The 26,433-nt window shown below is 67.7% G+C and carries 26 protein-coding genes; 13 read left to right on the top strand and 13 right to left on the bottom strand.

What is annotated here, in order from left to right:
* Positions 1-132: 132 nt before the first annotated feature.
* The 5 genes from ACFVTM_RS14785 to ACFVTM_RS14765 all read right to left on the bottom strand — a co-directional run bounded on the left by ACFVTM_RS14785 (position 133) and on the right by ACFVTM_RS14765 (position 4,543).
* Positions 133-1,014, bottom strand: coding sequence for a 1,4-dihydroxy-2-naphthoate polyprenyltransferase (locus ACFVTM_RS14785; protein WP_390204229.1), 882 nt, complete (start codon positions 1,012-1,014; stop codon positions 133-135).
* Between the two features lie 73 nt (positions 1,015-1,087).
* On the bottom strand, positions 1,088-2,248 hold the full coding sequence (locus tag ACFVTM_RS14780) for an AMP-binding protein (RefSeq protein WP_390204228.1): 1,161 nt from the start codon (positions 2,246-2,248) through the stop codon (positions 1,088-1,090).
* Between the two features lie 8 nt (positions 2,249-2,256).
* The gene (locus ACFVTM_RS14775) at positions 2,257-3,225 is read right to left on the bottom strand and encodes a 1,4-dihydroxy-2-naphthoyl-CoA synthase (protein WP_390204227.1); all 969 of its coding nucleotides are present in this window, start codon (positions 3,223-3,225) and stop codon (positions 2,257-2,259) included.
* A 21-nt stretch (positions 3,226-3,246) separates the two neighbouring features.
* The gene (locus ACFVTM_RS14770; RefSeq protein WP_390204225.1) at positions 3,247-3,687 is read right to left on the bottom strand and encodes a VOC family protein; all 441 of its coding nucleotides are present in this window, start codon (positions 3,685-3,687) and stop codon (positions 3,247-3,249) included.
* A gap of 94 nt (positions 3,688-3,781) precedes the next feature.
* Positions 3,782-4,543 carry a CPBP family intramembrane glutamic endopeptidase gene (locus tag ACFVTM_RS14765; RefSeq protein WP_390204223.1) on the bottom strand — a complete coding sequence of 254 codons (762 nt, stop codon included), beginning with the start codon at positions 4,541-4,543 and terminating at the stop codon, positions 3,782-3,784.
* Positions 4,544-4,595: 52 nt separating this feature from the next.
* Here ACFVTM_RS14765 and ACFVTM_RS14760 point away from each other — a divergent pair, with 52 nt between their 5' ends.
* From ACFVTM_RS14760 to ACFVTM_RS14740, 5 genes are all read left to right on the top strand, one after another.
* Complete coding sequence (locus ACFVTM_RS14760; protein ID WP_390204222.1) at positions 4,596-5,576, top strand: metal ABC transporter substrate-binding protein; 981 nt, start codon at positions 4,596-4,598, stop codon at positions 5,574-5,576.
* Positions 5,573-6,436, top strand: a complete 864-nt coding sequence (locus ACFVTM_RS14755; RefSeq protein WP_390204221.1) for a metal ABC transporter ATP-binding protein — start codon at positions 5,573-5,575, stop codon at positions 6,434-6,436. The genes ACFVTM_RS14760 and ACFVTM_RS14755 overlap by 4 nt, the downstream gene beginning before the upstream one ends.
* The gene (locus tag ACFVTM_RS14750) at positions 6,403-7,278 is read left to right on the top strand and encodes a metal ABC transporter permease (RefSeq protein WP_390204220.1); all 876 of its coding nucleotides are present in this window, start codon (positions 6,403-6,405) and stop codon (positions 7,276-7,278) included. The genes ACFVTM_RS14755 and ACFVTM_RS14750 overlap by 34 nt, the downstream gene beginning before the upstream one ends.
* 164 nt (positions 7,279-7,442) lie before the next feature.
* Positions 7,443-9,092 (top strand): ABC-F family ATP-binding cassette domain-containing protein, encoded by a 1,650-nt coding sequence (locus ACFVTM_RS14745; RefSeq protein WP_390204218.1) that lies wholly within the window; start codon positions 7,443-7,445, stop codon positions 9,090-9,092.
* A 267-nt stretch (positions 9,093-9,359) separates the two neighbouring features.
* Entirely contained in the window at positions 9,360-10,817 is a 1,458-nt protein-coding gene (locus ACFVTM_RS14740) for an amino acid permease (RefSeq protein ID WP_390204217.1), read from the top strand.
* Between the two features lie 102 nt (positions 10,818-10,919).
* Here the strand turns inward: ACFVTM_RS14740 and ACFVTM_RS14735 are convergent, their stop codons facing one another.
* The 6 genes from ACFVTM_RS14735 to ACFVTM_RS14710 all read right to left on the bottom strand — a co-directional run bounded on the left by ACFVTM_RS14735 (position 10,920) and on the right by ACFVTM_RS14710 (position 17,435).
* A complete protein-coding gene (locus tag ACFVTM_RS14735; RefSeq protein WP_390204216.1) occupies positions 10,920-11,753 on the bottom strand; it encodes an aldolase/citrate lyase family protein in 834 nt (277 codons plus the stop codon).
* Entirely contained in the window at positions 11,738-12,523 is a 786-nt protein-coding gene (gene hpaH, locus ACFVTM_RS14730; protein WP_390204215.1) for a 2-oxo-hept-4-ene-1,7-dioate hydratase, read from the bottom strand. The genes ACFVTM_RS14735 and hpaH overlap by 16 nt, the downstream gene beginning before the upstream one ends.
* Positions 12,524-12,526: 3 nt before the next feature.
* Positions 12,527-13,612 (bottom strand): 3,4-dihydroxyphenylacetate 2,3-dioxygenase, encoded by a 1,086-nt coding sequence (hpaD, locus tag ACFVTM_RS14725; protein WP_390204214.1) that lies wholly within the window; start codon positions 13,610-13,612, stop codon positions 12,527-12,529.
* 75 nt (positions 13,613-13,687) lie between these two features.
* Positions 13,688-15,214, bottom strand: a complete 1,527-nt coding sequence (gene hpaE, locus ACFVTM_RS14720; RefSeq protein ID WP_390204213.1) for a 5-carboxymethyl-2-hydroxymuconate semialdehyde dehydrogenase — start codon at positions 15,212-15,214, stop codon at positions 13,688-13,690.
* A gap of 21 nt (positions 15,215-15,235) precedes the next feature.
* Positions 15,236-15,961 (bottom strand): GntR family transcriptional regulator, encoded by a 726-nt coding sequence (locus tag ACFVTM_RS14715; protein WP_390204212.1) that lies wholly within the window; start codon positions 15,959-15,961, stop codon positions 15,236-15,238.
* Positions 15,954-17,435 carry a fumarylacetoacetate hydrolase family protein gene (locus ACFVTM_RS14710; RefSeq protein WP_390204211.1) on the bottom strand — a complete coding sequence of 494 codons (1,482 nt, stop codon included), beginning with the start codon at positions 17,433-17,435 and terminating at the stop codon, positions 15,954-15,956. Before ACFVTM_RS14710 ends, ACFVTM_RS14715 begins: the two co-directional genes overlap by 8 nt.
* 222 nt (positions 17,436-17,657) lie before the next feature.
* Here ACFVTM_RS14710 and ACFVTM_RS14705 point away from each other — a divergent pair, with 222 nt between their 5' ends.
* Positions 17,658-19,571 (top strand): FAD-binding monooxygenase, encoded by a 1,914-nt coding sequence (locus ACFVTM_RS14705; RefSeq protein ID WP_390204210.1) that lies wholly within the window; start codon positions 17,658-17,660, stop codon positions 19,569-19,571.
* A gap of 67 nt (positions 19,572-19,638) precedes the next feature.
* On the opposite strand, the gene ACFVTM_RS14700 is transcribed toward ACFVTM_RS14705, so the two are convergent.
* A complete protein-coding gene (locus tag ACFVTM_RS14700; protein WP_390204311.1) occupies positions 19,639-20,409 on the bottom strand; it encodes a dienelactone hydrolase family protein in 771 nt (256 codons plus the stop codon).
* 130 nt (positions 20,410-20,539) lie between these two features.
* Positions 20,540-20,716: a CsbD family protein gene (locus tag ACFVTM_RS14695; RefSeq protein WP_390204209.1), complete on the bottom strand. Its 177-nt coding sequence runs from the start codon at positions 20,714-20,716 to the stop codon at positions 20,540-20,542.
* A gap of 111 nt (positions 20,717-20,827) precedes the next feature.
* Here ACFVTM_RS14695 and ACFVTM_RS14690 point away from each other — a divergent pair, with 111 nt between their 5' ends.
* From ACFVTM_RS14690 to ACFVTM_RS14660, 7 genes are all read left to right on the top strand, one after another.
* Positions 20,828-21,301, top strand: a complete 474-nt coding sequence (locus ACFVTM_RS14690; protein WP_390204208.1) for an SRPBCC family protein — start codon at positions 20,828-20,830, stop codon at positions 21,299-21,301.
* On the top strand, positions 21,301-21,975 hold the full coding sequence (locus ACFVTM_RS14685) for a pentapeptide repeat-containing protein (RefSeq protein ID WP_390204207.1): 675 nt from the start codon (positions 21,301-21,303) through the stop codon (positions 21,973-21,975). Before ACFVTM_RS14690 ends, ACFVTM_RS14685 begins: the two co-directional genes overlap by 1 nt.
* 109 nt (positions 21,976-22,084) lie before the next feature.
* On the top strand, positions 22,085-23,296 hold the full coding sequence (locus tag ACFVTM_RS14680; protein WP_390204206.1) for a thiolase family protein: 1,212 nt from the start codon (positions 22,085-22,087) through the stop codon (positions 23,294-23,296).
* Positions 23,296-24,114 carry an enoyl-CoA hydratase/isomerase family protein gene (locus tag ACFVTM_RS14675; protein ID WP_390204205.1) on the top strand — a complete coding sequence of 273 codons (819 nt, stop codon included), beginning with the start codon at positions 23,296-23,298 and terminating at the stop codon, positions 24,112-24,114. The genes ACFVTM_RS14680 and ACFVTM_RS14675 overlap by 1 nt, the downstream gene beginning before the upstream one ends.
* A gap of 5 nt (positions 24,115-24,119) precedes the next feature.
* Positions 24,120-25,007: a 3-hydroxyacyl-CoA dehydrogenase family protein gene (locus tag ACFVTM_RS14670; RefSeq protein WP_390204204.1), complete on the top strand. Its 888-nt coding sequence runs from the start codon at positions 24,120-24,122 to the stop codon at positions 25,005-25,007.
* Between the two features lie 32 nt (positions 25,008-25,039).
* Positions 25,040-25,663 carry a GNAT family N-acetyltransferase gene (locus ACFVTM_RS14665; protein ID WP_390204203.1) on the top strand — a complete coding sequence of 208 codons (624 nt, stop codon included), beginning with the start codon at positions 25,040-25,042 and terminating at the stop codon, positions 25,661-25,663.
* Positions 25,664-25,728: 65 nt separating this feature from the next.
* The gene (locus ACFVTM_RS14660) at positions 25,729-26,430 is read left to right on the top strand and encodes a tyrosine-protein phosphatase (RefSeq protein ID WP_390204310.1); all 702 of its coding nucleotides are present in this window, start codon (positions 25,729-25,731) and stop codon (positions 26,428-26,430) included.
* Positions 26,431-26,433: the final 3 nt, after the last annotated feature.

Below are 26,433 nucleotides of genomic sequence, written 5' to 3'. Positions count from 1 at the left end.
ATAGAACCCGGACCCGGTTAGAACCCGGACCCGGTTAGAACCCGGACCCGGTTAGAACCCGGACCCGGTTAGAACCCGGACCCGGTTAGAACCCGGGCCCGGCTCGACGCAGGATCCCGATTCGAACCGGGATCAGAACCCGTGGCTGAGGACGAGTCCGACTGAAAACAGCGCGGCGAAGCCGAGGTTGATCAGCCCGGTCTGTTTCAGGACGGGGATCAGGCTCTTGCGCCGCCGCCCGGCGATCATCAACCAGGACGGCATGAGGCTGGCCGGGATCAGCAGCAGCACGATCAGCATCCACGGCCGGGCGGGCGCCAGGACGATGACCAGCAGGATCGCTACGGCGAGCATCAGCACGTAGCTTTCGCGCGCATGCTTGTCCCCGAGCCGCACGGCCAGGGTTTTCTTGCCCGCCCTCCTGTCGGTCGGGATGTCGCGGACGTTGTTGGCCATCAGCAGGGCGCACGCGATCAGGCCCGTGCCGATCGCGCCGATAATGGCGGCGAGGCTGATCTGCCCCGCCTGCGTGTAGGTGGTGCCAAGCGTCGCGACGAGCCCGAAGAACACAAACACGAAAACGTCGCCAAGGCCCAGGTAGCCGTAGGGGTTCTTGCCGCCGGTGTAGCCCCAGGCGGCCAGCACGCAGCCGACGCCGACCAGGATGAGCCACCAGGCCTGCGTGATGATCACCAGGATCAGGCCGCACAGCATCGCCAGCCCGAACGCCGCGAACGCGGCCCATTTGACGTGCTCCGGGCTGGCCGCGCCAGAGCCCACCAGCCGCAGGGGACCCACCCGGTCCTCATCCGTGCCGCGGATGCCATCCGAGTAGTCGTTGGCGTAATTGACGCCGATCTGCAGGAGCAGGGCGACCAGGGCCGCCAGCACGGCGTTCAGCAGGATGAACGAATCCATCTCGTACGCGGCTGCGCTGCCGATCAGCACCGGCGCGATCGCGGCCGGCAGGGTGCGCAGTCGGGCGCCTTGGATCCATTGTGCGGCTGTGGCCACGGTCAGTACCTCGTTGGTTCGTTGAATACTCGTTGGTTGGTGCATGGTCGGCCGGAAGCCGGAAGCTGCTTGTCTATTTTCCCTGATGGAGCGCATCCAGCAGGACCGTCATGCCCAGGCGGTCCGGTTTGCCGTTGGGCAGCAGGAGCAGGTCCGCGGCGGGCAGGACCGTTTTCGGGGCCAGCGCCCCCAGCGCCGCCCCCCAGGCCGCGTTCCGGCGGTCGGTGAACGCCGCCAGGCCCTCCGGGGAACTGTCGGCCACGGCGACGTACGCGGCCAGGGCGTGGCCCCATTCGGCGGAGGGCACGCCGGCGACGAAAGCCGCCCGCACGCCGTCGAGCTTCTCGAGCTCCGCCTGCACATGCGCGGCGGAAACTTTGACGCCGCCGGTGATGACGACGTCGTCGGCCCTGCCGAGCACCGTAAGCCGGCCGTCGGCGTCGAGCGCGCCGAGGTCGTTGGTCCGGTACCAGCGGACGCCGTCTTCTTCGATGAACGTCGCGGCCGAGAGCTCGGGGGCTTGGAGATACCCGGCGGCGATGGTCGCCCCGCCCAGCAGGATGCGGCCGTCGTCCTGCACCCGGACCAGGACGTCCTCGAGGGGGAAGCCGTCGTACACGCAGCCGCCGCAGGTCTCGGACGAGCCGTACGTGGTCACCACCCGCACCCCGGCGTCGCGGGCTGCCGCGAGCAGCCCCGCAGAGGCAGGTCCGCCGCCGAGCAGGATGGCGTTGAAGCGCCGCAGCACGGCCAGGGTATCGGCCGAGGGCGCGTCCAGCAGCCGCTGCAGCTGGGTGGGGACGAGCGAGGTGAATCGGATCTGGTCCGTGAGCTCCAAGGCCGCGGCGGTGAAGGCCTCCGGCGTGAAGCCTCCGGAGAGGTCCATCACCCACGGGCGGGTCCCGGCGAAGAGTGAGCGGACCAGCACCTGGACGCCGGCCACGTACTGGACGGGGAGGGCCAGCAGCCACTGGCCTTCGCCCTTGAGCGCAAAGGCGGTCGCCATGGACGAGGCCGCCAGGGCGTCGACGGTGAGGACGGTCGCCTTCGGCGCGCCGGTGGACCCGGAGGTCCGCACCACCACGGCCGCGTCCTCGATGCCCGGCGTGTCAGGGAATCCCAGCACGGGCGAGCCGTCGGGCCCGGCGGAGAGCTCGACGGCGGGTCCCTCGCCGTGAAGGGCAGCAGCCAGCGCCTTGAGCGCGGGCTCGATGTTCGTGGGTCCGGAGGTCAAAGCGCGCCTTAGAAGTAGTAGGGGAACGCGGACCAGTCGGGGTCGCGCTTCTGGAGGAAGGCTTCCTTGCCCTCCACGGCCTCGTCGGTCATGTACGCCAGGCGGGTCGCCTCGCCGGCGAAGACCTGCTGGCCGGCCAGGCCGTCGTCCGCCAGGTTGAAAGCGAACTTGAGCATGCGGATGGCCTGCGGGGACTGCCGTGCGATGTCCGCGGCGTACTCCAGCGCGACCTCCTCGAGGCGTTCGTGGTCCACGGCCTCGTTGACGGCGCCCATCCTGACCATGTCCTCGGCGGAATATTCGCGGGCCAGGAAGAAGATTTCCCGGGCGGCCTTCTGGCCGATCTGGCGGGCCAGCAGGGCCGAGCCGTAACCGGCGTCGAAACTGCCCACGGTGGCGTCGGTCTGCTTGAACTTTCCGTGCTCGCGGGAGGCAATGGTGAGGTCCGAGACGACGTGCAGGGAGTGTCCACCGCCGGCTGCCCAGCCGTTGACGACGGCGATGACCACCTTGGGCATGGTGCGCATGAGCCGCTGGACTTCCAGGATGTGCAGCCGGCCGGCCCGGGCCGGGTCGATGGTCTCCTGGGTTTCACCATCGGCTGTGTTTTGTACTACGTACCGATACCCGTCGCGGCCGCGGATCCGCTGGTCCCCGCCGGAACAGAAGGAGTGGCCGCCGTCCTTGGGCGAGGGGCCGTTGCCGGTGAGCAGGACCGTGGCCACGTCCGGGGTCATCCGGGCGTGGTCCATGGCGCGGTAGAGCTCATCCACGGTGCCGGGCCGGAAGGCGTTGCGGACCTCGGGGCGGTTGAAGGCGATGCGCACGGTGGGCAGGTCCCGCACCACGGAGCCGTCCTCGGAACGCTCCACCTGCCGGTGGTAGGTCATGTCCTGGAAGTCGTCGAAACCGGACACGGTGCGCCACCGGGTGGGGTCAAAGACGTCGGATACCTTGGCGGGGATTTCGTTGCTCACAGTCCGAGTCTAGTAATCGGCTCAGCTGATGCAGAACTCGTTGCCTTCCGGGTCCGCCATGGTGTGCCAGGAATGCGGTCCCTGGCTGGCCGACCAAAGGTACGTGGCGCCGCGCGCTTCAAGGGCCGCCCGGACCGCGTCCTTGTCTGCACCCGCGAGCCGCACGTCCCAATGGACGCGGTTCTTGACGGTTTTTTCTTCCGGAGCCGTCTGGAACAGGATGCGGCGGGCCGGGGCTTTGGCGTCGAGCTCGTCGGGCGGGCGGATGGCGGCACCGGCGCGCCACACGAGCTTGCCGTGGTGGGTCACGGTTTCCTCGTCCGTGGCGAAGCCCTGCTCGATCATGGAGTGGATGAAAACCTCATCCTGCGGCTCCACGGCCCACTCCAGTGTTTCGGCCCACCAGTCGGCGAGCTCGTGCGGGTCGCGGCAGTCCACGGCGATCTGGATGTTCAGTGTCATGGAAAGAACCTACGACGTCGGCGCCCGCGCCGGAAGTGCCCGGCGGAGACCTTTCCCGCCCGCCGCCGAACAACGCCTCCCCGCGTTGCTTCGGTCAGCCCTGGACCTGCTGCAGTTGGTCGAGGACCTCCGGCGGGATCGCGTAAATGAAGATGACCGCCAGGAGGTTCTTTGAGGCGTGGACGAAGTAGGAGAACATCAGGTTCTTCCCGGTCCAGACGTACACGAACACCAGGACAGCGCCCATGGCCAGGTACGGCATCAGCACCTGCAGGGTCATTTCTTCTTGCCCGACGATGTGCAGGGCCGCGAAGAGGACCACCGACAGGGCACAGCACAGCCAGAGGTTGACCCGGCGGCTCAGTTTGCCGATCAGCAGGTTGCGGAAAATGTATTCCTCAACGAAGGGTCCCACGATCACCAGCAGGGGCACCATGAGCCAGGCCGGGACCTGCTGCATGAGCGCCTGGAGCCCGGCCTGATTGGCGGAGGTCTGGACCGGCCCGCTGACGGCCACGAAGATCGCGGTGAGGATGAGCATCGCCACCACGGCCAGCGGCACCATGAGCATCGTGAACCACGGCCTGGTGGCAAGGACCCGGAGGTCGCGGCCGGCCACGCGGTGTGCGGCGGCCAGGGCAAGGATGCCCACAGTCGCGTAGAAGATCAGGTTCACCGCATAGGACGCCACCGCGGGATTGGGCGAAATCTGCAGCAGCAGCGGGGCCAACAGCCCGCCCGCCACGGCGAAGAAGCCAGCCACCGCGACGTAGAGTCCGGCAGTGATGAAATCGAGCCGGGAGAACCGGTAAAGCTCCGGCTGCGGCGCGGGTGGTGTGCGGAGAGCTGTGCCCATGTCCCCAGCCTAGCGCCGAGGCGAGGTGGCGCGGTCCCGTACAATATTCGGCATGCCTAAATTTTCTTTTCGGTGCGCCAAAGTTGTCCGCCGATCCCGTTCTGTCCGCGCCGCGGGAGCCGCCGTCGCTGCCGTTTTCCTCTGCCTGGCCCTGGCCGCGTGCGGGGGTGCCGCCCAGGGCCAGCCCCAGGGTTCCGGGGGCGGGGGCGGGAAACCCGTTGTCCTGACCACCTTCACAGTCCTGGCCGACGTGGCGCAGAACGTGGCGGGGGACAAGCTCCAGGTCGAATCCATCACCAAGGCCGGCGCCGAAATCCACGGCTACGAGCCCACTCCCGGGGACATCCGCAAGGCGGCCAAGGCGGACCTGATCCTGGACAACGGCCTGAACCTTGAAGCGTGGTTTGCCCAGTTCGTCGAGGGCCTCGACGTTCCGCACGCCGTGGTCAGCGAAGGCGTGGACGTGATGTCCATCAGCGAGGATTCCCACCAGGGCAAACCGAACCCGCATGCCTGGATGTCGCCGGTCAACGTCCAGATCTACGTGGACAACATGGTGAAGGCGTTCTCGAAGCTTGATCCGGACAACGCGGCGGCCTTCGAGGCGAACGGCGCGGCCTACAAGGCCAAGCTGCAGGCCGTGAAGGACGAAATGGTCCAGAAACTCGCGACTGTTCCCAAGGCGCAGCGGGCCCTCGTGACGTGCGAGGGCGCATTCTCCTACCTGGCGCGCGACGCCGGGCTCCGGGAGGTCTACATCTGGGCCGTCAACGCCGAACAGCAGGCCACCCCGCAGCAGATCACCAAGGCCATCGAATTCGTCAAGGCCAACAAGGTCCCGGCCGTCTTCTGCGAGTCCACCGTATCGGACGCCCCGATGCGCCAGGTGGTGGGAGCCACCGGCTCGACGTTCGGCGGGGTGCTCTACGTGGATTCGCTCTCCGAGTCGGACGGGCCCGTCCCCACATACCTGGACCTCATCCGGCACGACTCCAGGATCATCACCGAAGGCCTGACGGGAGCGGCATCATGAACCATCCGGCCATTCTGGTGGACAACGTCACCGTCCATTACGGCGACGTCCTGGCGCTCGACGCCGCATCGCTGTCCCTTGAGGCTGCCCGGATCTGTGGCCTGGTGGGCATGAACGGCTCCGGCAAATCCACGCTGTTCAAGGCGATCATGGGAATGATCAAGCCCGACGCCGGCCGCGTCCTCATCAACGGTGAACCGCCGGCCAAGGCCCGCAAGGAGGGCGGGATCGGCTACGTCCCGCAGAGCGAGGACGTGGACTGGCAGTTCCCGCTGTCCGTCCGCGAGGTGGTGATGATGGGCCGCTACGGCCGCCAGGGGTTCACCCGCCGCCCGTCCAAGGCGGACCGCGCCGCCGTCGACCTCGCCCTGGACCGGGTGGAACTCTCCGAGTTCGCCGGCCGGCAGATCGGCCAGCTCTCGGGCGGGCAGAAGAAGCGCGCCTTCGTGGCCCGGGGGATCGCCCAGGGAGCCACCATGATGCTCCTCGACGAGCCGTTCGCAGGGGTGGACAAGCGCTCCGAGGCAACCATCACCCGCCTGCTGAAGGAGCTCGCCGCGGACGGCTGCACCATCCTGGTTTCCACCCACGACCTGCACGCCCTCCCGCAGCTCTGCGACGAAGCCGTGCTCCTGATGCGCGAGGTCCTGATGCACGGCCCGCCGGAAGTGGTCCTGCAGCCCGAGCACCTGGCCATGGCCTTCGGCCTCGACGTCCTCAGCCGGGACCTCCCCGACCCGGAAGCCCCCACCCCTGCGATCCGGAAGCCTCCGACCCGGAAATTTCAGACCGTACCGTTTCGACCCCGCTGGGCAGGAGCTGAACCATGGACCTCTTCGACATCCTGCTTGAACCGCTGAGCTATGACTTCATGGTCCGCGCCATCGTCACCACGGCGCTGGCCGCGATCGTGTGCGCCGTGCTGAGCTGCTGGCTGGTGCTCATTGGCTGGTCGCTGATGGGCGACGCCGTCTCCCACGCCGTGCTGCCGGGCGTGGTGCTCGCCTACATCGTCGGGGCACCGTTCGCCCTGGGGGCACTGGTGTTCGCGCTGATTGCCGTGACCCTGATCGGCGTGGTCCGCAACACGAGCCGGGTGAAGGAGGACGCCGCAATCGGGATCGTGTTCACCTCACTGTTCGCCCTGGGCCTGGTGCTCATCTCCGTCACGCCGAGCCAGACGGACCTGAACCACATCATCTTCGGCAACCTGCTCGGCGTCAGCATCCCCGACCTCATCCAGGTCCTGGTGCTGGGCGTGGTCGCCTTCACCATCCTGATCCTCAAGCGGCGCGACCTGACGCTCTACGCCTTCGACCCCACGCACGCCCACGCGATCGGACTGTCCCCGAAGCGCCTCGGGGCCCTGCTGCTGGGCCTCCTGGCGTTGACGTCCGTGGTGGCGCTGCAGACCGTGGGAGTGGTGCTGGTGGTGGCCATGCTGATCATCCCCGGCGCCACGGCCTACCTGCTGACGGACCGGTTCTCCCGCATGCTGGTGATCGCTCCGGCCATTTCCGCGGTGTGCTCGATCGCCGGCATCTACCTGAGCTACTACCTGGACACCGCCTCCGGCGCCATGGTGGTCCTGACCCAGGGGGCCGCCTTCGCCGCCGTCTATCTGTTCAGCCCCCGGCAGGGCCTGATTGGGACGCGGCTGGCGAAGGCCCGGCGCAAGAACGCGGCAGTGCTCGCCGCCTGAGCCTGCCGAAGTCGGCAGGCGCGCCCGACGCCGGCAGGCGCGCCCGACGCCGGCAGGCCCGCCTACGTCGGCAGGCGCCCCAGTGCCCCAGCACCAGTCGCCGGTGCCATACTGGGGACGCAAGCCGCCGCCAGGCAGGCCGGCACTTACTTTGCGAGGAATCCTTGAGCGAACATCTCCGCCTTACGGGCGTATCCCATGGTTACGGGGACCGCCAGCTCTTTGCCGGCGTCGACCTTGCCATCACTGCCGGTGAGCATGTTGCGATCGTCGGCGAAAACGGCGCGGGAAAATCCACGCTGCTCAGGATTCTGGCCGGGATCGAGGCTCCGGACGAGGGCACCGCCGTCAGCCAGGGCCGCGTCGGCTACCTTGCCCAAACCCATGGCCTGCCTGACCAGTTCACCGTCAGCAACGCGATCGACGCCGCACTGGAATCGCTCCGCGCACTGGAGGCCGAGCTGGACCGGATGGAGGACGGGCTGGCCGGCGCGGAGGCGGACGACCTGGAGCGCTACGGAAACCTGCAGACGCAGTACCAGCTCAGGGAGGGCTACGCTGCGGAATCCCGGGTGGAGGCGGCGCTGGACCGGCTGGGCCTGGGCGGGCTGGACCGGAAGCGGACACTGGGATCGCTCTCCGGCGGGGAACAGGAACGCGTGGCACTGGCCTGCGTGCTGGCCGATCCCGCGGACATCCTCCTCTTGGACGAACCCACCAACCACCTTGACGCGTCCGGCACGGCCTGGCTGGAAGCCCGGCTGGCGGCGCACCGCGGAACCGTGGTGGTGGTCTCCCACGACCGCGTCCTGTTGCGCAAAGTGGCCACAACCGTCATTGAGGTGGATGCCGAACGCCGGGCCGTCAACCGGTATGGCAACGGCTATGAAGGCTACCTGCGGGAGAAAGCTGCCGAACGCCAGCGCTGGGCGCAGCAGTACCACGGATGGCTGGACGCGATGGCTGCCGAACGGCTCCAGGCGGACACGGTGGCGGGGAAGATGGGCTACGCCCGCAAGCGCGACGGCGACAAGATGGGGTTCGACTTCAAGGCAGGCACGTGGCAAAAAGCGGCCACCAGCAAGGTCCGCAACGCCCAGGAACGCCTCCGCAGGTTGGAGGCAAACCCCATCGACCGTCCGCCGGTGCCCCTGAAGCTGGCGACGGACCTGCGGGCCGACGTCGCGGCGGGCCCCGCCCTGGAAGCGAAGGGGGTGGCCGTACCCGGCCGCCTGGAATCCACCGATTTCCGGGCGGAAGCGGGCCAGAAAATCCTCATCACAGGCCCCAACGGTGCAGGCAAGTCCACACTGCTTTCCGTCCTCGCTGGCACGCTGGAACCGGCCCAGGGCACCGTGGCGAGGCACGGCCGGATCGGCTACCTGCAGCAGGAGCTGGAACTTCCGCAGCGCCCGGCGCTGCGCCTCTTGCCCGCCTTTGCCTCGGGCCTGGGCGGCAACATCGATGAGCACGCCGAGGCATTGCTGCGCCTGGGGCTGTTCCGGACCAGCGAGTTCCACGTCCCGGTGGGCAGCCTGTCCGCAGGGCAACAGCGCAGGCTGGCGCTGGCCCGGCTCCTGCTGGGCGGGTTCGGGACGATGCTGGTGGATGAGCCCACCAACCATCTGGCGCCCGTGCTGGTGGAACAGCTGGAAGCGGCGCTGTCCGGGTTCGAAGGGACTTTGGTGATGGTCAGCCACGACCGCGCGCTGGGGGATTGGTTCAACTCTTGCGCCAGGCGAAGCGAAAACGGGCGCGGGGCCGGCGCCGGAAACTGGCTCCGGTATTCGATGCGGGACGGCGCTTTGGCGTAGCAGAGCGACGGGCCTGGATTTACGGAACCGGAATAGAACATTATTCGGTGAATCCAAAAATTATGCGTCACTAATTAGGGATAGTTCGCATCTGGTGTTGCCCGCGTCACGGCCAAGCCCGGAATTCTAGTACGATGGATGAGCCGCGCGAAGCTTTGACTTTGTGAGGTTCGGTACACCAGGCTGCCCCGCCGGGGCAGAATCCGACTGCTGTGTTGCCGAATCCCGGTCCCGTCCCGGCCATAATCCGACCTACAAGGAACCGTTGTGCCATCAATAACCCCCACAGAACTCCAGAGCGCGCCAGCGGAATCCGCCGTCGACTCGACCCTCAGCGCCGAGGGCTACAAGAAGACCCTGAGCGGCCGCCACGTGACGATGATCTCGATGGGCGGCGCAATCGGCGTCGGCCTGTTCATGGGAGCCGGGGGACGCCTGGCCTCCACCGGTCCGGCACTGATCTTCTCCTACGCCATCGCCGGCGTCATCGCCTACCTGCTGATGCGCGCGCTCGGTGAACTGATCATGTACCGCCAGACCTCGGGCTCCTTCGTCAGCTACGCCGGCGAAATGTTCGGCAAGAAGGGCGCCTTCATCTCCGGCTGGATGTACTTCATCAACTGGGGCATGACCGGGATCGCGGAGCTCATCGCGATCGGCCTGTACTTCCAGTTCTTCTTCCCCAACGTGCCGGTGGAGGCCTCCGCGATTGCCGCGCTCGCGCTGCTGGTGGCCGTCAACCTGCTCAGCGTCAAGGCGTTCGGCGAGTTTGAATTCTGGGCATCCTGCCTCAAGGTCGGCTCCATCCTGATCTTCCTGGCTGTGGGCACTTTCATGGTGGTCACCAACGCCAAGGTGGGCGGCGGCCATGCCTCCGTGGCCAACCTCTTTGCCGACGACGGCGGGATGTTCCCCAAGGGCGCCCTCGTGATGGTCCTCGTGCTCAACGCCGTGATCTTCGCCTACAACGGCATCGAACTCGTCGGCATCACCGCCGGCGAGATGCAGAATGCCAAGCGCGAAGTGCCCAAGGCGATCCGCGCCGTCGTGCTGCGCATTGTGGTCTTCTATGTCGGTTCCGTGCTGCTGCTGGCCATGCTGCTGCCCTCGGACCAGTACAAGGCCGGCGTGTCCCCGTTCGTCACCGTGTTCGGCCAGATGGGCCTCGGCTGGGTGGGCGACGTCATGAACATGATCGTCATCACCGCCGCGCTGTCCTCCTGCAACTCGGGGCTGTACTCGATCGGCCGGGTCTTCCGCACCATGGCCAACAATGGGCATGCCCCGCAGTGGCTCACCCGGATGTCCAAGCGCCACGTGCCGTACGCGGCCATCCTTGCCATCGCAGCCTTCTACCTGGTGGGCATCCTCCTGAACATCTGGCTGGGCGGCTCGCACGCCTTCGACCTCGCGCTGAATACCGCCTCGATCGGCGTGATCTTCACCTGGGGCGCCATCTTCGCCAGCCAGATCGCCCTGCGCCACCAGAAGGGCCGCGTCTCCAGCCTCCCCATGCCGGGCTCGCCGTGGACCAGCTGGGCCGGACTGCTGGCGCTGCTGGCCATCACCGTGCTGATCGGCTTCGACACCATGACCAGCAAGACCGGCGAGGTCTTCCACCTTGGCCTGTGGACCCTGGCCACCGTTCCGTTCTTCGCCCTGCTGCTGTGGCTGGGCTGGCAGAAGGTCAAGAACAACGCGCCCAAGAGCGAGCTCTACAGCTAATAGCCCTAAGCAACGACCCTTAGCGCTACGACAACCAGCGCAACGACGGCGGCAGCCACCTTCACCAGGTGGCTGCCGCCGTCGGGGTTAACGCTGGAATCCTCAGTAGCTGGCGGGGGTGCCGGCAGGCGTAGCGGCCGGCCCCGGCGGGATGTACTCGGCGGCGAGGGCTTCGGAGCCGCGGGCCAGCAGCGCCACGTCGGCACCCACCAGGATGAAGGCGGCGCCGGCTGCCAGGTAGGAGCGGGCCGTGGCAGGGTTGAAGGCGTTCACGCCCGCGGGTTTGCCCGCCGCTTTGGCGGCGGCGAGGCAGTGTTCGACGGCGGCGCGCACCTTCGGGTGTTCCTGCTCGCCCAGCACGCCCATGGAGGCGGCGAGGTCGGAGGGGCCCAGGAAGATGGCATCCACGCCGTCGACCGCCAGGATCTCCTTCACCGACGCGGCCGCTGCTTCGGACTCGATCTGGACGGTGAGGCTGATGGTCCCGGAGGCCCGGGCCAGATAGTCGGGGATCCGGTTCCAGCGCGAGGCCCGGGCCAGGGCCGAGCCCACCCCGCGGACGCCGTGCGGCGGGTAGCGGGTGGCGGCCACCGCGGCCCGGGCCTCGGTGGCGGAGTTCACCATGGGAATCAGCAGGTTTTGGACGCCGAGGTCCAGGTATTGCTTGATCAGCACCGTGTCGTTCACCGGTGGCCGGACCATGGCCTGGACCGGGTAGCCGCGGACGGCCTGCAGCTGGGCGAGGATGGATTCGAGCCCGTTGGGGCTGTGTTCGGCGTCAACCAGCAGCCAGTCCAGGCCGGCCCCGGCGCAGAGCTCGGCCACCAGCGGGCTGCCCGAGCAGACCCACATCCCCACCAGCGGCCGGCCGGCTGTGCCCAGTTGATTGCGCAGGGCGTCCCGGAACGTGGGGTCGGGGTCTACTCGAAGCGGCATGTGATGCTCCCCAGGGGGCCGTAGTCGGCGTGGACGGTGTCGCCCTTGTGCACCCACAGCGGGCGGGTGAAGGAACCGGCCAGGATGATGTCGCCTGCCTTCATGCCGTCCCCGTGCGCGGCGATCTTGTTGGCCAGCCAGTGCACGCCGTTGGCCGGGTGGTCCAGGACACCGGCGGCCACGCCGGTCTCCTCCACGGTCTGGTTCTTGTACAGGATCGCGGAGACCCAGCGGAGGTCGACGGCGTCCGGCCGGACGGGGTTTCCTCCCACCACCATGGCGCCCATCGCCGCGTTGTCGGCGATGGTGTCCACGATGGTCCGTCCCTCCATTTCGATCCGGGAGTCCAGGATCTCGAGGGCCGGAACCACGTAGTCGGTCGCGTTCAGGACGTCGAAGATGGTGCAGCCGGGGCCCTTCAGCCCGTCTTTCAGGACGAAGGCCAGTTCCACCTCCACCCGCGGATGGGTGTACCGGTCCCACTGCACCGAACAGCCGGTCTCGAGCACCATGTCATCGAAAATGGCGCCGTAGTCCGGTTCGGTGATGCCGGTGGCCGCCTGCATGGCCTTGGAGGTGAGGCCGATCTTGCGGCCCACCAGCTTCCGCCCGGCGTCCTCGTTGCGCTGCCGCCACAGCTGCTGCACGGCATAGGAGTCCTCCACAGTCATGTCCGGGTAGCGGGCGGTCAGGCGGGGGACCGGGGTCCGGGACCGGGCGGCCTCCAGCAGCTCGTCGGCAATGGCCTCGATCGTCTTCGCGTCCAGCATGGTTTAGACCTGTGCTCCGAGCTTGAAGCCGGTCTGTTCTCCGGCGCCGTCCTCTTCCTTGCGGGTATAGGAGAAGCCGTCGGCGCCCACTGTCACCGCCATCTCGGAGGCGTCGGTGCGCTCGATCACGGGCTGTGGGTTGCCGTCGAGGTCCAGGACCAGGGAGGCCTCGGTGTACCAGGAGGGGACCACGGGGTTGCCCCACCAGTCGCGGCGCTGGTTGTCGTGCACGTCCCAGGTGATGGTGGGGTTGTCCGGGTCGCCGGTGTAGTAGTCCTGGGTGTAAATCTCGATGCGGTGCCCGTCCGGGTCCAGGATGTAGAGGTAGAACGCGTTGGAGACGCCGTGCCGGCCGGGGCCGCGTTCGATCCGGTCGGAGATGCGCAGGGCCCCCATCTTGTCGCAGATCTGGATGATGTTGTGCTTCTCGTGCGTGGCGAAGGCAATGTGGTGCAGCCGCGGGCCGTTGCCGCCGGTCAGGGCGGTGTCGTGCACGGTCTGCTTGCGGTGCATCCATGCGGCATACGTGACGCCGTCGGAATCCTTGATGTCCTCGGAGACGCGGAAGCCGAGGTCCTCGAGGTACTTGCGGCCGCGCGGGACGTCCGGGGTGACCTGGTTGAAGTGGTCCAGCCGGACCAGCTCGCCGGCGGAGTAGAGGTCGTAGCGCTGGGTGAGCCGCTCGACGTGCTCGGTCTCGTAGAAGAACTCGTAGGGGAAACCCAGCGGGTCCTCGACCCGGACGGAGTCGCCGATGCCCTTGGTGAAGCCTTCCTTGCGGCGCTCCGTGCGGCAGCCCAGTTCCTTGTAGTAGGCCTCGGCGGCATCCACCTCGGCGGGGGACTTCACCCGGTACGCGAAGGCGGCGGCAGCGGCGACCGGGCCCTTGCGCAGCACCAGGTTGTGGTGGATGAACTCCTCCAGGGAGCGCAGGTAGATGGTGTTCTCGTCTTCCTCGGTGACATGCAGGCCGAGGAGGTCCACGTAGAACTCGCGGGACTTGGCGAGGTCCGTGACCACGAGTTCCAGGTAGGCGCAGCGGACGATATCCGGGGCCGGGACGGAGGGTGTGGGTGCAAAGCTGGTCATGGGATTCTCTCTTCTTTGAAAGGGGGCAGTGGTTGAAGCTCGACGGCGGGTGGCCGGCTCGGGCGGCAGTGTCGCCTAGGCGCCGAACTTGGGGGTGTGGACGGTGCCGAGCGCGATGTGGACGGCCTGCTGGTCGGTGTAGAAGTCGATGGAGCGGTAGCCGCCCTCGTGGCCCAGGCCGGAGGCCTTGACGCCGCCGAACGGGGTGCGGAGGTCGCGGACATTGTGGCTGTTGAGCCAGACCATGCCGGCCTCGACGTTCTGCGAGAAGTTGTGCGCCCGGGTCAGGTTCTGGGTCCAGATGTAGGCCGCCAGGCCGTACCTGGTGTTGTTCGCCAGGGCGAGGGCTTCGGCGTCGTTATCGAAGGGGGTGATGGCGACGACGGGGCCGAAGATTTCCTCCTGGAAGATCCGGGCCTCCGGCGCGACGTCGGCGAACACGGTGGGGGCAATGTAGTTGCTGTTGTTGAGCCCTGCGGGCAAGTTCTCCGGGCGGCCGCCGCCGGCCAGGAGCCGGCCCTCGGACTTGCCGATCTCCACGTAGGAGGCCACCTTGGCGTAGTGCTCCGGGTGGACCAGCGCGCCGACCTCGGTCTTGGGGTCGTGCGGGTCACCGACCACGATCTTCTTGGCCCGGGCGGCGTACTTCTCACAGAACTCCTCATACACGGCGCGCTCCACCAGGATCCGGGAGCCGGCCGTGCAGCGCTCGCCGTTGAGCGAAAAGACGCCGAACAGGGCGGAGTCGATCGCGGCGTCGAGGTCGGCGTCGGCGAACACGACGCAGGGGGACTTGCCTCCGAGCTCCATGGAGAGGCCCTTGAGGTTGGCCGCGGCGTTGCGGAAGATCGTCTGGCCCGTGGTGGTCTCTCCGGTGAAGGAGATCAGCGGCACGTCCGGGTGCTTGACCAGGGCGTCGCCGGCTTCCTCGCCCAGGCCGTTGACCAGGTTGAACACCCCGTCCGGCAGGCCCGCGTCCTTGAAGATCTGCGCCCACAGCGAGGCGGACAGCGGGGTGAACTCGGCCGGCTTGAGCACCACGGTGTTGCCGGTGGCCAGCGCGGGGGCGAGCTTCCAGGACTCGAGCATGAACGGGGTGTTCCACGGCGTGATGAGGCCTGCGACGCCGATCGGCTTGCGGTTCACGTAGTTGATCTGGGCGCCGGGGACCTTCATGGCGTCGTCGAACTGGGCCACGATCAGGTCGGCGAAGAAACGGAAGTTCTCGGCCGCGCGCAGCGCCTGGCCCTTGGCCTGGGTGATCGGCAGGCCGGTGTCGAAGGTTTCCAGCTCGGCCAGCCGTGCCTCCTGGGCCTCGACGGCGTCGGCGATCCTGTTCAGGACGCGGGCCCGCTCGCGGGGCTTCATCTTCGGCCACGGGCCGCTGGTAAACGCTTCGCGGGCGGCGGTGACGGCGAGGTCGATGTCCTCCTTCTGGCCCGCGGCGGCGGTGGCGTAGTTCTGGTTGGAGACCGGGTCCAGGACGTCGAAGGTTGCCCCGCCCACGGAGTCAACGAATTCGCCGTTGATGTAGTGCTGGATGTGGGTGGGCAGGTTCTCCGGAACGTGGTGTTTGGCTGCTGTTTCTACAGGGGTCGTCATCGTTGAAGTCCTAACTGGTGGTCAGTGGTTGGTTTGGGCGAGGTACGCGTCCAGGGTGGCGCTGCGGTGCAGTCGGGCGGCTCTTTCGATGTCGTCCGGGCTGGCGCCGGACTCGATCAGCTTCAGCAGCGCTTCGTGCTCCTCCACCGAGTCGTGGGCCCTGCCCGGGACGAAGCGGAACGTGGACGAGCGCAGGGAGGCCAGCCGGTTCCAGCCCCGGTGGACCAGATCCAGGATGTGCGGGTTGGGGCAGTGCTCGAACAGGACGCTGTGGAAGTCCTGGTTCAGAGCGGTGAACCGGACGGGGTCGAAGTGCTGCAGGCAATCGCGCATCTGAGCATTGACGGCCCGGGCGCGGGCCACGTCCGCCTCCCCGATGAGCGGTGCGGACAGGGCCGTCGCGGCGCCCTCCACGATGCTCAGGGTCTGCATCGTGTAAAGGTACTCGGTGGGGTCGATCCCGGAGACGGTGGCGCCGACGTTCCGCTCGAACTTCACCAGGCCTTCGGCCTCGAGCCGGCGGATGGCTTCGCGGACCGGCACCACACTGACGCCCAGGTCCTCGGCGATCTTCGCCAGCACCAGCCGGTAGCCGGGGGAGTACGTCCCGTCCACGATCCGGGCCTTGACGGCCGCATAGGCCTGCTCGGACTTGCTGACGGTCTGGGTGGCTGCCTGGGTGGCTGCCTGGGTGGCTGCCTGGGTACCTGCGGCGCTGTCTGTGGTTCCCGTGGCCGTCTCAGTCATTGGCTTTGCCTGCTTCCCATGCCTCGTAGCGGGTCCGCCATGCGGCGTTGAGCGGGTAGAGCCCGTCCACGCTGTGGCCCTGTTGCACCATCTCGGCGATGAAGGTTTCCTCGCGTTCCTGGGCGATCGACTCGTCAGCGAGTTCTTCGGCCAGGGCCGGCGGGATCACGAGGATGCCGTCCGCGTCGGCCACGATGATGTCCCCGGGCTGCACGGTGGTGCCGCCGCAGGCGATGGTGATGTCCGTGTCCCACGGGATGTGCCGGCGGCCCAGGACTGCCGGGTGCGGGTTGGCATAGTAGGTGGGCATGTCCATGGCGGCCACCGCGGAGAAGTCCCGCACGCCGCCGTCGGTGATGATGGCCGCGGCGCCGCGGACCTGGGCGCGCAGGGCCAGGATGTCGCCGATGGTGCCCGTGCCCTTTTCGCCGCGGGCCTCCATGACCAGGATCTCGCCCTCGTTGACGGAATCGATGGCCTTCTTCTGGGCGTTGAATCCGCCGCCGTGGGTCTTGAACAGGTCCTCGCGGTTGGGCACGTAGCGCAGGGTCCGGGCCAGGCCCACGATCCGCCTGTCAGGACGCGTGGAGGTGAGGCCGTCGATGCTGACGTTGTTCAGGCCGCGCTTGCGCAGCTGGGAGGACAGGGTGGCCGTGCAGACGCTTTCCAGCTTCGCCTTCAGGTCCGGGGTCAGGACGGAGGCAGGTGCTGACAGCCCGGCCGCTTCACGGGAGCCGTAGGCTTCCTCCCGCTGGAGGTCATCGGGCCGGGGCCGGGCGCCGAAGTCCGCGAACGGCGTCGTGCCTTCCTGCACCCGGGTGACCAGCCGGCCGGTAGAGAGAGCAGTGGGTTCGGCGGTGCTGACTTCAACCTCGACGACGTCGCCCGGCTTGGCCACGGACGCCCCGGCGGGCGTGCCGGTGAGGATGATGTCGCCCTCTTCGAGGGTGAGCAGCTGGGACAGGTCGGCGACGAGCCGGGCGAACGGGAAGAGCAGGTCCCCGGTGGTGTCGTCCTGGACCAGCTCGCCGTTGTGCCAGGTGCGGATCCGCAGTTTGGCCGGGTCGACGGCGTCTGCCGCGATCAGTCCCGGGCCCACCGGCGTGAAGCCGTCGCCGCCCTTGGACCGCAGGTTGGAGCCCTTGTCCGCGTAGCGGAGGTCGTACACGCCGAGGTCGTTGCTGGCCGTGACCCACTCGACGTGGCTCCAGGCGTCCTCGATGCCCACGCGGCGGGCGGGCTTGCCGATGATCAACGCGATTTCGCCCTCGTAGCCGAGGAGCTCGCAGCCGGCCGGGCGCTCCACGCTTGAAGGGGCTTTTGCCGAACCGGCTGCCAGGGAGGAGGAGGGCTTCAGGAAGTAGGAGGGTTGCTCCGGCGTGCGGCCCCGCTGGGCTGCCCGGCTGGGGTAGTTGATATGCACCGCGATGACCTTGCGGGCCGCGGCCAGGATGTGGTCGGTGACCTGTTCCAAGATGTCTCCTCATCGAGTACGAAATCGTATACGATGACTATGACCCAGGAAATGCGGATCGTCAACCCCTGATTCGGGGGGTTTTCGAAGCACTTGTAACCCGCGTCATATCTGCCGTACAGTTCTGGATCACAAGCGAAATTTCGATTATCGAACACAAAGTTCGATTATCGAACATGAAAGACGGCGACAGGCCGCCACACAACGAAGTGAGGAAAGCCCGTGCATTTCCACCATCACGGTTACGTATCCGGTGACCCGCGCGTCCAGCCGGCCGCCGGCGTCGGCATTGACCGCCCCACACAGCTTCCTGACGACGTCGACGTGCTCATTGTGGGCACCGGCCCCGCAGGCATGCTCGCGGCCGCCCAACTGTCCCAGTTTCCGGGCATCACCACCCGCATTGTGGAGCGCCGTGCAGGGCGGCTCGCCATCGGCCAGGCGGACGGCATCCAGGCCCGGAGCGTCGAGACCTTCCAGGCCTTCGGTTTCGCCGAGCGGATCATCGCCGAGGCCTACCGGATCACCGAAATGGCATTCTGGAAGCCGGACCCCCGGGACCCCTCGAACATCGTCCGCAGCGCCCGCACCCTCGATGACCCGGGCGGGATCAGCGAGTTCCCGCACCTGATCGTCAACCAGGCCCGCGTGCTGGATTACTTCGGCGAGTTCATGGCGAACTCACCCACCCGCATGGCGCCCGACTACGGCCTGGAGTTCCGCAGCCTCGAGGTCGCCGACGAAGGGGAGTACCCGGTCACAGTGACCCTCGTCCACACGGCCGGCCCCGACGAAGGCCAGGAGCGCACAGTCCGGGCGAAGTACGTCGTGGGTGCCGACGGCGCGCGGAGCAAGGTGCGGGCGTCGATCGGCTGCACCATGGCCGGCGACCAGGCCAACCACGCGTGGGGCGTCATGGACGTGCTTGCGAACACGGACTTCCCCGACATCCGCCTCAAGTGCGCCATCCAGTCCCATGACGGCGGCAGCATCCTGCTGATCCCGCGCGAGGGTGGGCATCTGTTCCGCATGTACGTCGACCTCGGCGAGGTGCCCGCAAACGACAACGGGGCCGTCCGCAATACCACCATCGAGCAGATCATCGCCAAGGCCAACGCGATCATCCACCCCTACACGCTCGACGTGCGCAACGTGGCCTGGCACAGCGTGTACGAGGTGGGTCACCGCCTCACCGACAGGTTCGACGACGTCCTCCCGGAGAAGCTCGGTACCCGCACGCCGCGCGTTTTCATCACGGGCGACGCCTGCCACACCCACAGCGCCAAGGCCGGCCAAGGTATGAACGTCTCCATGCAGGACGGCTTCAACATCGGCTGGAAGCTCGGCCACGTGCTTGAGGGCCGCAGCCCGGAAAGCCTGCTCTCCACGTACTCGGCCGAGCGGCAGGTCGTCGCGAAGAACCTCATCGACTTCGACAAGGTGTGGTCGACGCTCATGGCAAAGAAGCCCGAGGAGTTCGAGAACCCCTCCGAGCTCGAGGACTTCTATGTGCGCACCGCCGAGTTCCCCGCGGGCTTCATGACGGAGTACTCGCCGTCGATGATCGTGGCTGAGGCTACGCATCAGAACCTGGCCACCGGCTTCCCCGTCGGCAAGCGCTTCAAGTCCGCGCCCGTCCAGCGTGTCTCCGACACCAACCCGGTCCAGCTCGGCCACCAGGCCACGGCGGACGGCCGCTGGCGGATCTACGTCTTCGCGGACGGGGCAGCGCCAGGCCAGCAGGCGGCAGCCCCGTCGCCGACCGCCGACCTCGCCGCGTGGCTGGCCGAAGCTCCGGACTCACCGCTCGCCGCCACCCCCGAGGGGTCGGACCTTGACGCGTGGTTCGACGTGAAGGTGATCTACCAGCAGGACCACACGGGCATCGACGTCGGCAGCGTGCCCGCGGTGTTCAAGCCGGAGGTCGGTCCGTTCAAGCTCACCTACCTTGAGAAGGTCTACGGCACCGATCCGACGGCGGACATCTTCGAGCTGCGCGGCATCAGCCGCGGCGGCGCCGTCGTGGTGGTGCGCCCGGACCAGTATGTGGCCAACGTTTTGCCCCTGACGGCGACGGCGGAACTCGCCGCGTTCTTCGCGCCCCTCCTTCGGGCAGGCCTGACCGAGACCGTGTAGCCCGCAGGGGCTCGACGCTGAGCACCCACGCGCCGGGAAGCGCATGCGCCGTCCGGCGCGTGGGTGTTCAGGCCCGCAGGTAACGGGCGAAGTGGTCCTCGATCCGCTGCCAGGCTTCCGGGGCGGACTGCGGATCAGGGCCGATGCCCATGACCCGGGAGAGCGGCCGCAGCGCCGTTGGTCCGGTCTCGGCATCGTTGAGGAAGGCATGCCCGGCGTGCGGGAATTCCTTGACATCGTGGGCCACACCCAGGCGGTCGAGCACGGACTCGAGTTTCGCCGCTGTGCCAGGCAGCGTGCGGTCCCTGCCGCCGAAATTGGCCACGATAGGACAGGCGCCGGCGAGCGTCTCTTCAGGCTTCTTGGGGAGCCGGCCGTAGTTGACGGCGGCGGCATCGAAGCCGTCATTGGCCAGGAGCAGGGCGAAGCCGCCGCCCATGCAGAAGCCGATCACGCCGATCTTGCCCGTCGTCCGGCCGGATTCCTGCAGCCAGTCCCGGGCTGTCGCCAGATCGGTGAAGGCCCGGCCCTCGCCCGCCGCCACCGCACGCATGGTGGCGACGAGGCAGCGGCGCGCGCCGCCGTCGCTGAACAGGTCAACGGCCAGCGTCAGGTAGCCCGCGGCCGCCATCCGTTGCGCGTGGCGGACGGTGATGTCATCCAGGCCGAAGGCTTCATGGACCATCAGGACAGCCGGAAAAGGACCTTCGCCCTCCGGAGCCGCCAGGTAGCCGCGCAACACCGGAGACCCGCCGGCGGCAGCGCTGGCCCGGCTCAGGTCGACGTTGCTGCGATCCTGGCCGGCGTGCTGGCCGCCGTCCTTCCCCGTTCCAGCCATGGTGTCCCCTCCGTCGGTCTGTGCGGCCATTCTTGCAGGCTGGCAATTAAGTTGGGCACAAAAAGTGCACAAAAAAGCGGCGCCGGACATCCCCCAAAGGAAAATCCGGCGCCGCAAAACTTTCTAAGGATTAGTCCTTCTTGAACGTGTCCTTGACGTTTTCGCCGACCTTCTTGGCGTCGGCCACAACCTGGTCGCGCTGGCCCTCGGCCCGAAGCTGGTCGTTGTCAGTAGCAGTTCCAGCGGCTTCCTTGGCCTTGCCGCCCAGGTGCTCCGCTTCGTTCTGAATCTTGTCTCCGATACCCATGGTTCAGGCCACCTTTCGTTTCCGGTCCAAATTGCTGTCTGTCTAGCCTAACACAAAGCATGCTTACTAATTCAAGGCAATCCCCCGAGTTGATCCGATAGGCTCGAGTTCATGGACCACAAGACCACGCTCACGCAGCACATCAATGCTCCGGTTGACTCGGTCTGGGCGGTGGTGTCGGACATTCCCGGATCTGCAGGCACCCTGTCCGGCGTCGATGCGATCCAGATGCTCACCGACGGGCCCTACGCCGTGGGCACCCGCTGGAAGGAAACCCGCACCATGATGGGGCGCTCGGAAACGGTGGAGATGTGGGTTTCCCAGTGCGAGCCGCCGTCGCCGGGACGGGCGGGCGGCACCACGGTGAAAGCCCTCCAGGGCGGCGCCGACTACACGTCCCGGTTCGCGCTGGCGGAGCGCGACGGTGGAACTGACCTCACCCTGACCTTCGGTGCCGAAATTATCAAGCCCACCCGGTTCAGCAGGATCATGCTCGCCGTCTTTGGTCCCCTCGGAATGCGCATTACCCGCAAGGCGCTCACGAAAGACCTGGCGGAAATCGGCGCCAAAGCCGAATCCCTCTGATGGTCCGGCGCGCCGCGGACAAAGCTCCGAAAGTCACCGCCCCCCGCCTCGCGCCCGTCCGGCCGGGGGAGCTGCGGGACGACCCCGCCCCGGACTTCCGGCGCGGAGAGCGGTACGACGGCGTCCGGTACAGCCGCGCGTCGGCGGACGGCCTGGAGCTCGGCGGCACCGACTTCGCCGAATGCGAATTCACCGGGGTGTCGTTCAACGAGACGCAGCTGCGCGGCGCCACCTTCCGTGACTGCATCCTCACGGAGGTCTACGCGCCGGTGCTGACGGCCGCCCGGGCCAGCCTGCGCGACGTGGAGATCGGCAACCCCCGCTGGGGTTCGGCGGAGCTGTATGAAAGCGGCTGGCAGTCGGTGAGGATCGACGGCGGCAAACTCGACTACGTGAACCTGCGCGGTTCCAAGCTCACGGACGTGCAGATCAGCGACTGCATCATCAACGAGCTGGATCTGGGCTCCTGCACGGCCACCCGCGTCGCCCTGAAAAACTGCACGGTCGGCACCGTGGACTTCAGCGGAGCCCGGCTCAAGGACTTCGACCTCCGCGGCACCGACTTCCGCACGATCAATGGCCTGGGCAGCCTGGCCGGCCTCGTGATCGACGATTACCAGCTCACCCTGCTGGCGCCGCTGCTCGCATCCCACCTGGGCGTCGTCGTCGCGTAATCCGGCCGAGCCCGGTTGACCCCCTTGACCCGCCGTGTAATCTTTATAGAACGAACGGTCGGTAAATTACTCTGCTGCCGGCCCCGGTTTCTTGGTGAAGGATGTTCTCATGGTCGAGGCTTTTCTTGTTGGCGGCGCCCGCACTCCGGTGGGCCGTTACGGCGGCGCCCTCTCCGCGGTCCGCCCCGATGACCTGGCCGCCCTGGTGGTTGGCGAGGCTGTCCGCCGCGCCGGCGTCGATCCGGACACCATCGACGAAGTAATCCTCGGCAACGCCAACGGCGCCGGCGAAGAGAACCGCAACGTGGCCCGCATGGCAACCCTGCTGGCTGGGCTGCCCCTGCACATCCCCGGCATCACCGTGAACCGGCTCTGCGCCTCCGGGCTCAGCGCCATCATCATGGCCAGCCAGATGATCAAGTCCGGTGCCGCTGACATCGTGATCGCCGGCGGCGTCGAGTCCATGAGCCGGGCCCCCTGGGTCCAGGAAAAGCCCCGGACCGCCTTCGCCAAACCGGGCGAAATCTTCGATACTTCGATCGGCTGGCGTTTTGCCAACCCGCAGTTCACCACGGGCGAGCTCTCCCGCGACGGCAAGATGACCTACTCCATGCCGGAGACGGCGGAGGAAGTGGGGCGGGTTGACGGCATCTCGCGCGAAGACGCCGACGCCTTCGCCGTCCGCTCCCACGAACGCGCCCTGGCCGCCATTGCCGCCGGCCGCTTCGCCGAGGAAATCGTCCCCGTGACCGTCAAAACCCGCAAGGGCGAAACCGTGGTGGACACCGACGAAGGCCCCCGCGCCGGCACCACCAGGGACGTGCTCGCCGGGCTCCGTCCCGTGGTCAAGGGCGGATCGATCGTCACCGCCGGCAACTCCTCCACCCTCAACGACGGCGCCTCCGCCATCATCGTCGCCTCCGAAGCCGCGATCCAAAAGCTTGGCCTCACGCCCCGGGCCCGCATCATCGACGGTGCCTCCGCCGGCTGCGAGCCCGAAATAATGGGCATCGGCCCCGTCCCGGCCACCCAAAAGGTCCTCAAACGCAGCGGCCTCAGCGTCGGTGACCTTGGCGCCGTCGAACTTAACGAAGCGTTCGCCACCCAGTCGCTGGCCAGCATGCGCCGCCTCGGCCTGGACCCGGAGATTGTGAACCGCGACGGCGGCGCGATCTCCCTGGGCCACCCGCTGGGTTCCTCCGGTTCCCGGATCGCGATCACGCTGCTGGGGCGGATGGAACGCGAGGACGCCAGGATCGGCCTCGCCACCATGTGCATCGGGGTCGGCCAGGGCACGGCCATGCTGCTGGAGCGCGTCTAGTGGCGGCCCCGGCGCTCGACCCGGCCGGCTTCAGCACGCTCCTCGTGGACCAGCGCGAGGACAGAGTGGTGGTGGTGCTCAACCGTCCCGAGGTCCGCAACGCAATCGACCAGCAGATGGTCGACGAACTCCACACCGTGTGCGCCCATCTCGAGCAGCACCCCAAAGTCCTCATCATCGCCGGTGCCGACGGGGTTTTCGCCTCCGGCGCCGACATCGGGCAGCTCCGCGAACGCCGCCGCGATGACGCCCTGCAGGGCATCAACTCCACCATCTTCGTCCGGATCGCCAAGCTGCCGATGCCCGTCATCGCGGCCCTCGACGGCTTCTGCCTCGGCGGCGGCGCCGAGCTGGCGTACGCCGCCGACTTCCGGATCGGCACCCCGTCCCTCCGGATCGGCAATCCGGAAACCGGGCTCGGCATCCTGGCCGCCGCCGGTGCCAGCTGGCGCCTCAAGGAACTGGTGGGGGAGCCGGTCGCCAAGGACATGCTGCTCGCCGGAGCCGTGCTGCGCGCGGAGCGGGCCTTGGCCGTCAACCTCATCACCGAAATCCATGAACCGTCCGAGCTGATGGCCGCAGCCCACAGGCTGACCGACAGGATTGCCACGCAGGACCCGCTCGCCGTCCGGATCACCAAATCCGTGTTCCACGCCCCGGCCGAGGCACACCCCCTCATAGACCAGCTGGCGCAGGGCATCCTCTTCGAGTCCCAGGCCAAGTTCGACCGCATGCAGGCCTTCTTGGACAAGAAAGCAGACAAGAAAGCAGACAAGAAACCCGGGCTGAAGTCCGCCGACGAATCAGAGAAGAAGTAATTGATATGGGCAACCCCGCACTCCCCGCCAACCTTCCCAACAGTTTTTCTCCCCACTTCGTGGGAGTTCTCGGCGGCGGGCGCATGGGCGCAGGCATCGCCCACGCCTTCCTGATCAAGGGAGCCAATGTCCTGGTCGTCGAGCGCGACGAGGCATCGGCCGAGGCCGCCCGCGAGCGGGTCGAGTCCGCCGCGGCCAAGAGCATTGAGCGCGGTGCCGTGGATGGCAACCTGGACGAGATGGCCTCCCGGCTCGCCGTCACCGTGGACTACGACGACTTTGCCGGACGGCAGCTGGTAGTCGAGGCCGTTCCGGAGGACTGGGATCTGAAGGTCACCGCCCTGCGCGGCATCGAGGAGCGGCTTGCCGACGACGCCTACCTCGCCTCCAACACGTCGTCGCTGTCGGTCAACGGGCTGGCCCGCGAGCTGAAGCGGCCGCAGAACTTCCTGGGCCTGCACTTCTTCAACCCGGTGCCGGCGTCGACGCTCATCGAGGTGGTCCTCGGCGAGCAGACGTCCGACGCCCTGGCCCGGGCCGCCCGCGGCTGGGTCGAGGCCCTGGGCAAGACCGCCGTCGTGGTCAACGACGCGCCCGGCTTCGCCTCCTCCCGGCTGGGCGTCGCGATCGCCCTCGAAGCGATGCGCATGGTGGAAGAGGGCGTGGCCAGCGCCGAGGACATCGACAACGCCATGGTCCTGGGCTACAAGCACCCCACGGGCCCGCTGCGGACCACCGACATCGTGGGCCTTGACGTGCGCCTCGGCATCGCGGAATACCTGCAGTCCACCCTGGGCGACCGCTTCGCCCCGCCGCAGATCCTCCGCGACAAGGTGGCCCGCGGGGAACTGGGCCGCAAGTCCGGCAAGGGCTTCTTCGACTGGACCAAGTGACCGGCGTCGGTCCGTGACCCTAGGATGGTGCGGTGACTTCCCTGGACCGCCCCGCGATCGCCCCCATCACCCTGACCGGCAAATACGTCGTCCTGGAGCCGCTGAGCCAGGACCACCACGACGGCCTGGTGGAGGCGGCCAGCGACGGCGAACTGTGGAAGCTCTGGTACACCTCCGTCCCGGCCCCGGAGGCGATGGCGGCCGAGATTGACCGCCGGCTCACGCTGCAGGAACAGGGGTCCATGCTTCCCTTCACCACCCGCCTGCTTGACCCCGCCACGGCCGGGCCGGGCCGGGTGATCGGCATGACCACGTATATGAACATCGACGCCGCCACGCCCCGCGTGGAGATCGGCTCCACCTGGAACGCGGCGTCCGCACATGGCAGCGGCAGCAACCCGGACTCGAAGTTGCTGCTGCTGCGGCACGCCTTCGAGACGCTGGGCTGCCCCGCCGTCGAGTTCCGGACCCACTGGCTCAACCACCAGTCCCGCGAGGCGATCGCCCGGCTCGGCGCCAAGCAGGACGGCGTGCTCCGCAGCCACACGCGTTCCGGCGACGGTGCGCTGCGGGATACTGTCGTGTTTTCCATTCTCGAACACGAGTGGCCCATGGTCCGGAACGGGCTGGAGGCCCGGCTGGCCAGGGCCCGGTAATGGCTGCCGGAGGCCTGCGGCGGGCAGGCGGAAGCGACGAGTCCGGTACCACGGTGCCCGGAGCAATGGAGTGGGACGGGGCCGTCAACGCGTGGCATGTGGCCGGGGACGTGTACCGGATGGGGCGCCGGGAATGGCTGACTGAGGCCGGCTGGCGGCAGGCACACCGGCACGGCATCCGGACCGTGATCGACCTCCGCAACGAAACCGAAATCCGGCGCCGGGAGACCGACCCGCCGGTGGCGGCGGCTGCCCTGGCCGGCTTCGACGTGGTGCTGGCCCCCACCGAAGACCCGGACAACGCCGAATTCCGCGCGCTCTGCGTGCCCTACCTGAACGACCCGGCCTCCTATGCCGACAACGCCAGGCTGTTCCCGGACCTGCTGGCCGGCGTGTTCAAAGCAGTGGCCGCCGCGGACGGCGGCGTGGTCATCCATTGCTCCGCCGGCCGGGACCGCAGCGGCATGATCGCCGCCATGCTCCAGGACCTCGCCGGGCACAGCGACGAGGCCATTGTGCGCGGCTACCAGCGCTCCATGCGGGGCATCAACGAGCACCACCGGCGCGCCGTCGTCCCGCATCCACACGAACGGTTCCTGCCCGACGACGTCCTGCTGCCCCTGCTGGAATCCCGGGGCGAAAGCCTGCTGCAGTTTGTCCGGTCCCTGAACACCGCCGACTATCTGGGCCGCCAGGGCGTGACGTCCAGGGAACTCGCGGCGATCCTTGCCAAGCTCGGCAGATCGGCTGGCCCGCAGGTAGGGTAGCCG

The organism is Arthrobacter sp. NPDC058130 (assembly GCF_042884475.1).
Taxonomy (GTDB): Bacteria; Actinomycetota; Actinomycetes; order Actinomycetales; family Micrococcaceae; genus Arthrobacter.
Note: the sequence above shows the minus strand (reverse complement) of the source record. Positions and strands in the feature narration are given on the sequence as shown.

Excerpts from the sequence above, each read along its gene's own strand:
- ACFVTM_RS14770 (WP_390204225.1), bottom strand. The coding sequence starts at position 3,687 with ATGACACTGAACATCCAGATCGCCGTGGACTGCCGCGACCCGCACGAG.
- ACFVTM_RS14765 (WP_390204223.1), bottom strand. The coding sequence starts at position 4,543 with ATGGGCACAGCTCTCCGCACACCACCCGCGCCGCAGCCGGAGCTTTAC.
- ACFVTM_RS14760 (WP_390204222.1), top strand. The coding sequence starts at position 4,596 with ATGCCTAAATTTTCTTTTCGGTGCGCCAAAGTTGTCCGCCGATCCCGT.
- ACFVTM_RS14755 (WP_390204221.1), top strand. The coding sequence starts at position 5,573 with ATGAACCATCCGGCCATTCTGGTGGACAACGTCACCGTCCATTACGGC.
- ACFVTM_RS14750 (WP_390204220.1), top strand. The coding sequence starts at position 6,403 with ATGGACCTCTTCGACATCCTGCTTGAACCGCTGAGCTATGACTTCATG.
- ACFVTM_RS14735 (WP_390204216.1), bottom strand. The coding sequence starts at position 11,753 with ATGCCGCTTCGAGTAGACCCCGACCCCACGTTCCGGGACGCCCTGCGC.
- hpaH (WP_390204215.1), bottom strand. The coding sequence starts at position 12,523 with ATGCTGGACGCGAAGACGATCGAGGCCATTGCCGACGAGCTGCTGGAG.
- hpaD (WP_390204214.1), bottom strand. The coding sequence starts at position 13,612 with ATGACCAGCTTTGCACCCACACCCTCCGTCCCGGCCCCGGATATCGTC.
- hpaE (WP_390204213.1), bottom strand. The coding sequence starts at position 15,214 with ATGACGACCCCTGTAGAAACAGCAGCCAAACACCACGTTCCGGAGAAC.
- ACFVTM_RS14715 (WP_390204212.1), bottom strand. The coding sequence starts at position 15,961 with ATGACTGAGACGGCCACGGGAACCACAGACAGCGCCGCAGGTACCCAG.
- ACFVTM_RS14700 (WP_390204311.1), bottom strand. The coding sequence starts at position 20,409 with ATGGCTGGAACGGGGAAGGACGGCGGCCAGCACGCCGGCCAGGATCGC.
- ACFVTM_RS14695 (WP_390204209.1), bottom strand. The coding sequence starts at position 20,716 with ATGGGTATCGGAGACAAGATTCAGAACGAAGCGGAGCACCTGGGCGGC.
- ACFVTM_RS14690 (WP_390204208.1), top strand. The coding sequence starts at position 20,828 with ATGGACCACAAGACCACGCTCACGCAGCACATCAATGCTCCGGTTGAC.
- ACFVTM_RS14685 (WP_390204207.1), top strand. The coding sequence starts at position 21,301 with ATGGTCCGGCGCGCCGCGGACAAAGCTCCGAAAGTCACCGCCCCCCGC.
- ACFVTM_RS14680 (WP_390204206.1), top strand. The coding sequence starts at position 22,085 with ATGGTCGAGGCTTTTCTTGTTGGCGGCGCCCGCACTCCGGTGGGCCGT.
- ACFVTM_RS14670 (WP_390204204.1), top strand. The coding sequence starts at position 24,120 with ATGGGCAACCCCGCACTCCCCGCCAACCTTCCCAACAGTTTTTCTCCC.
- ACFVTM_RS14660 (WP_390204310.1), top strand. The coding sequence starts at position 25,729 with ATGGAGTGGGACGGGGCCGTCAACGCGTGGCATGTGGCCGGGGACGTG.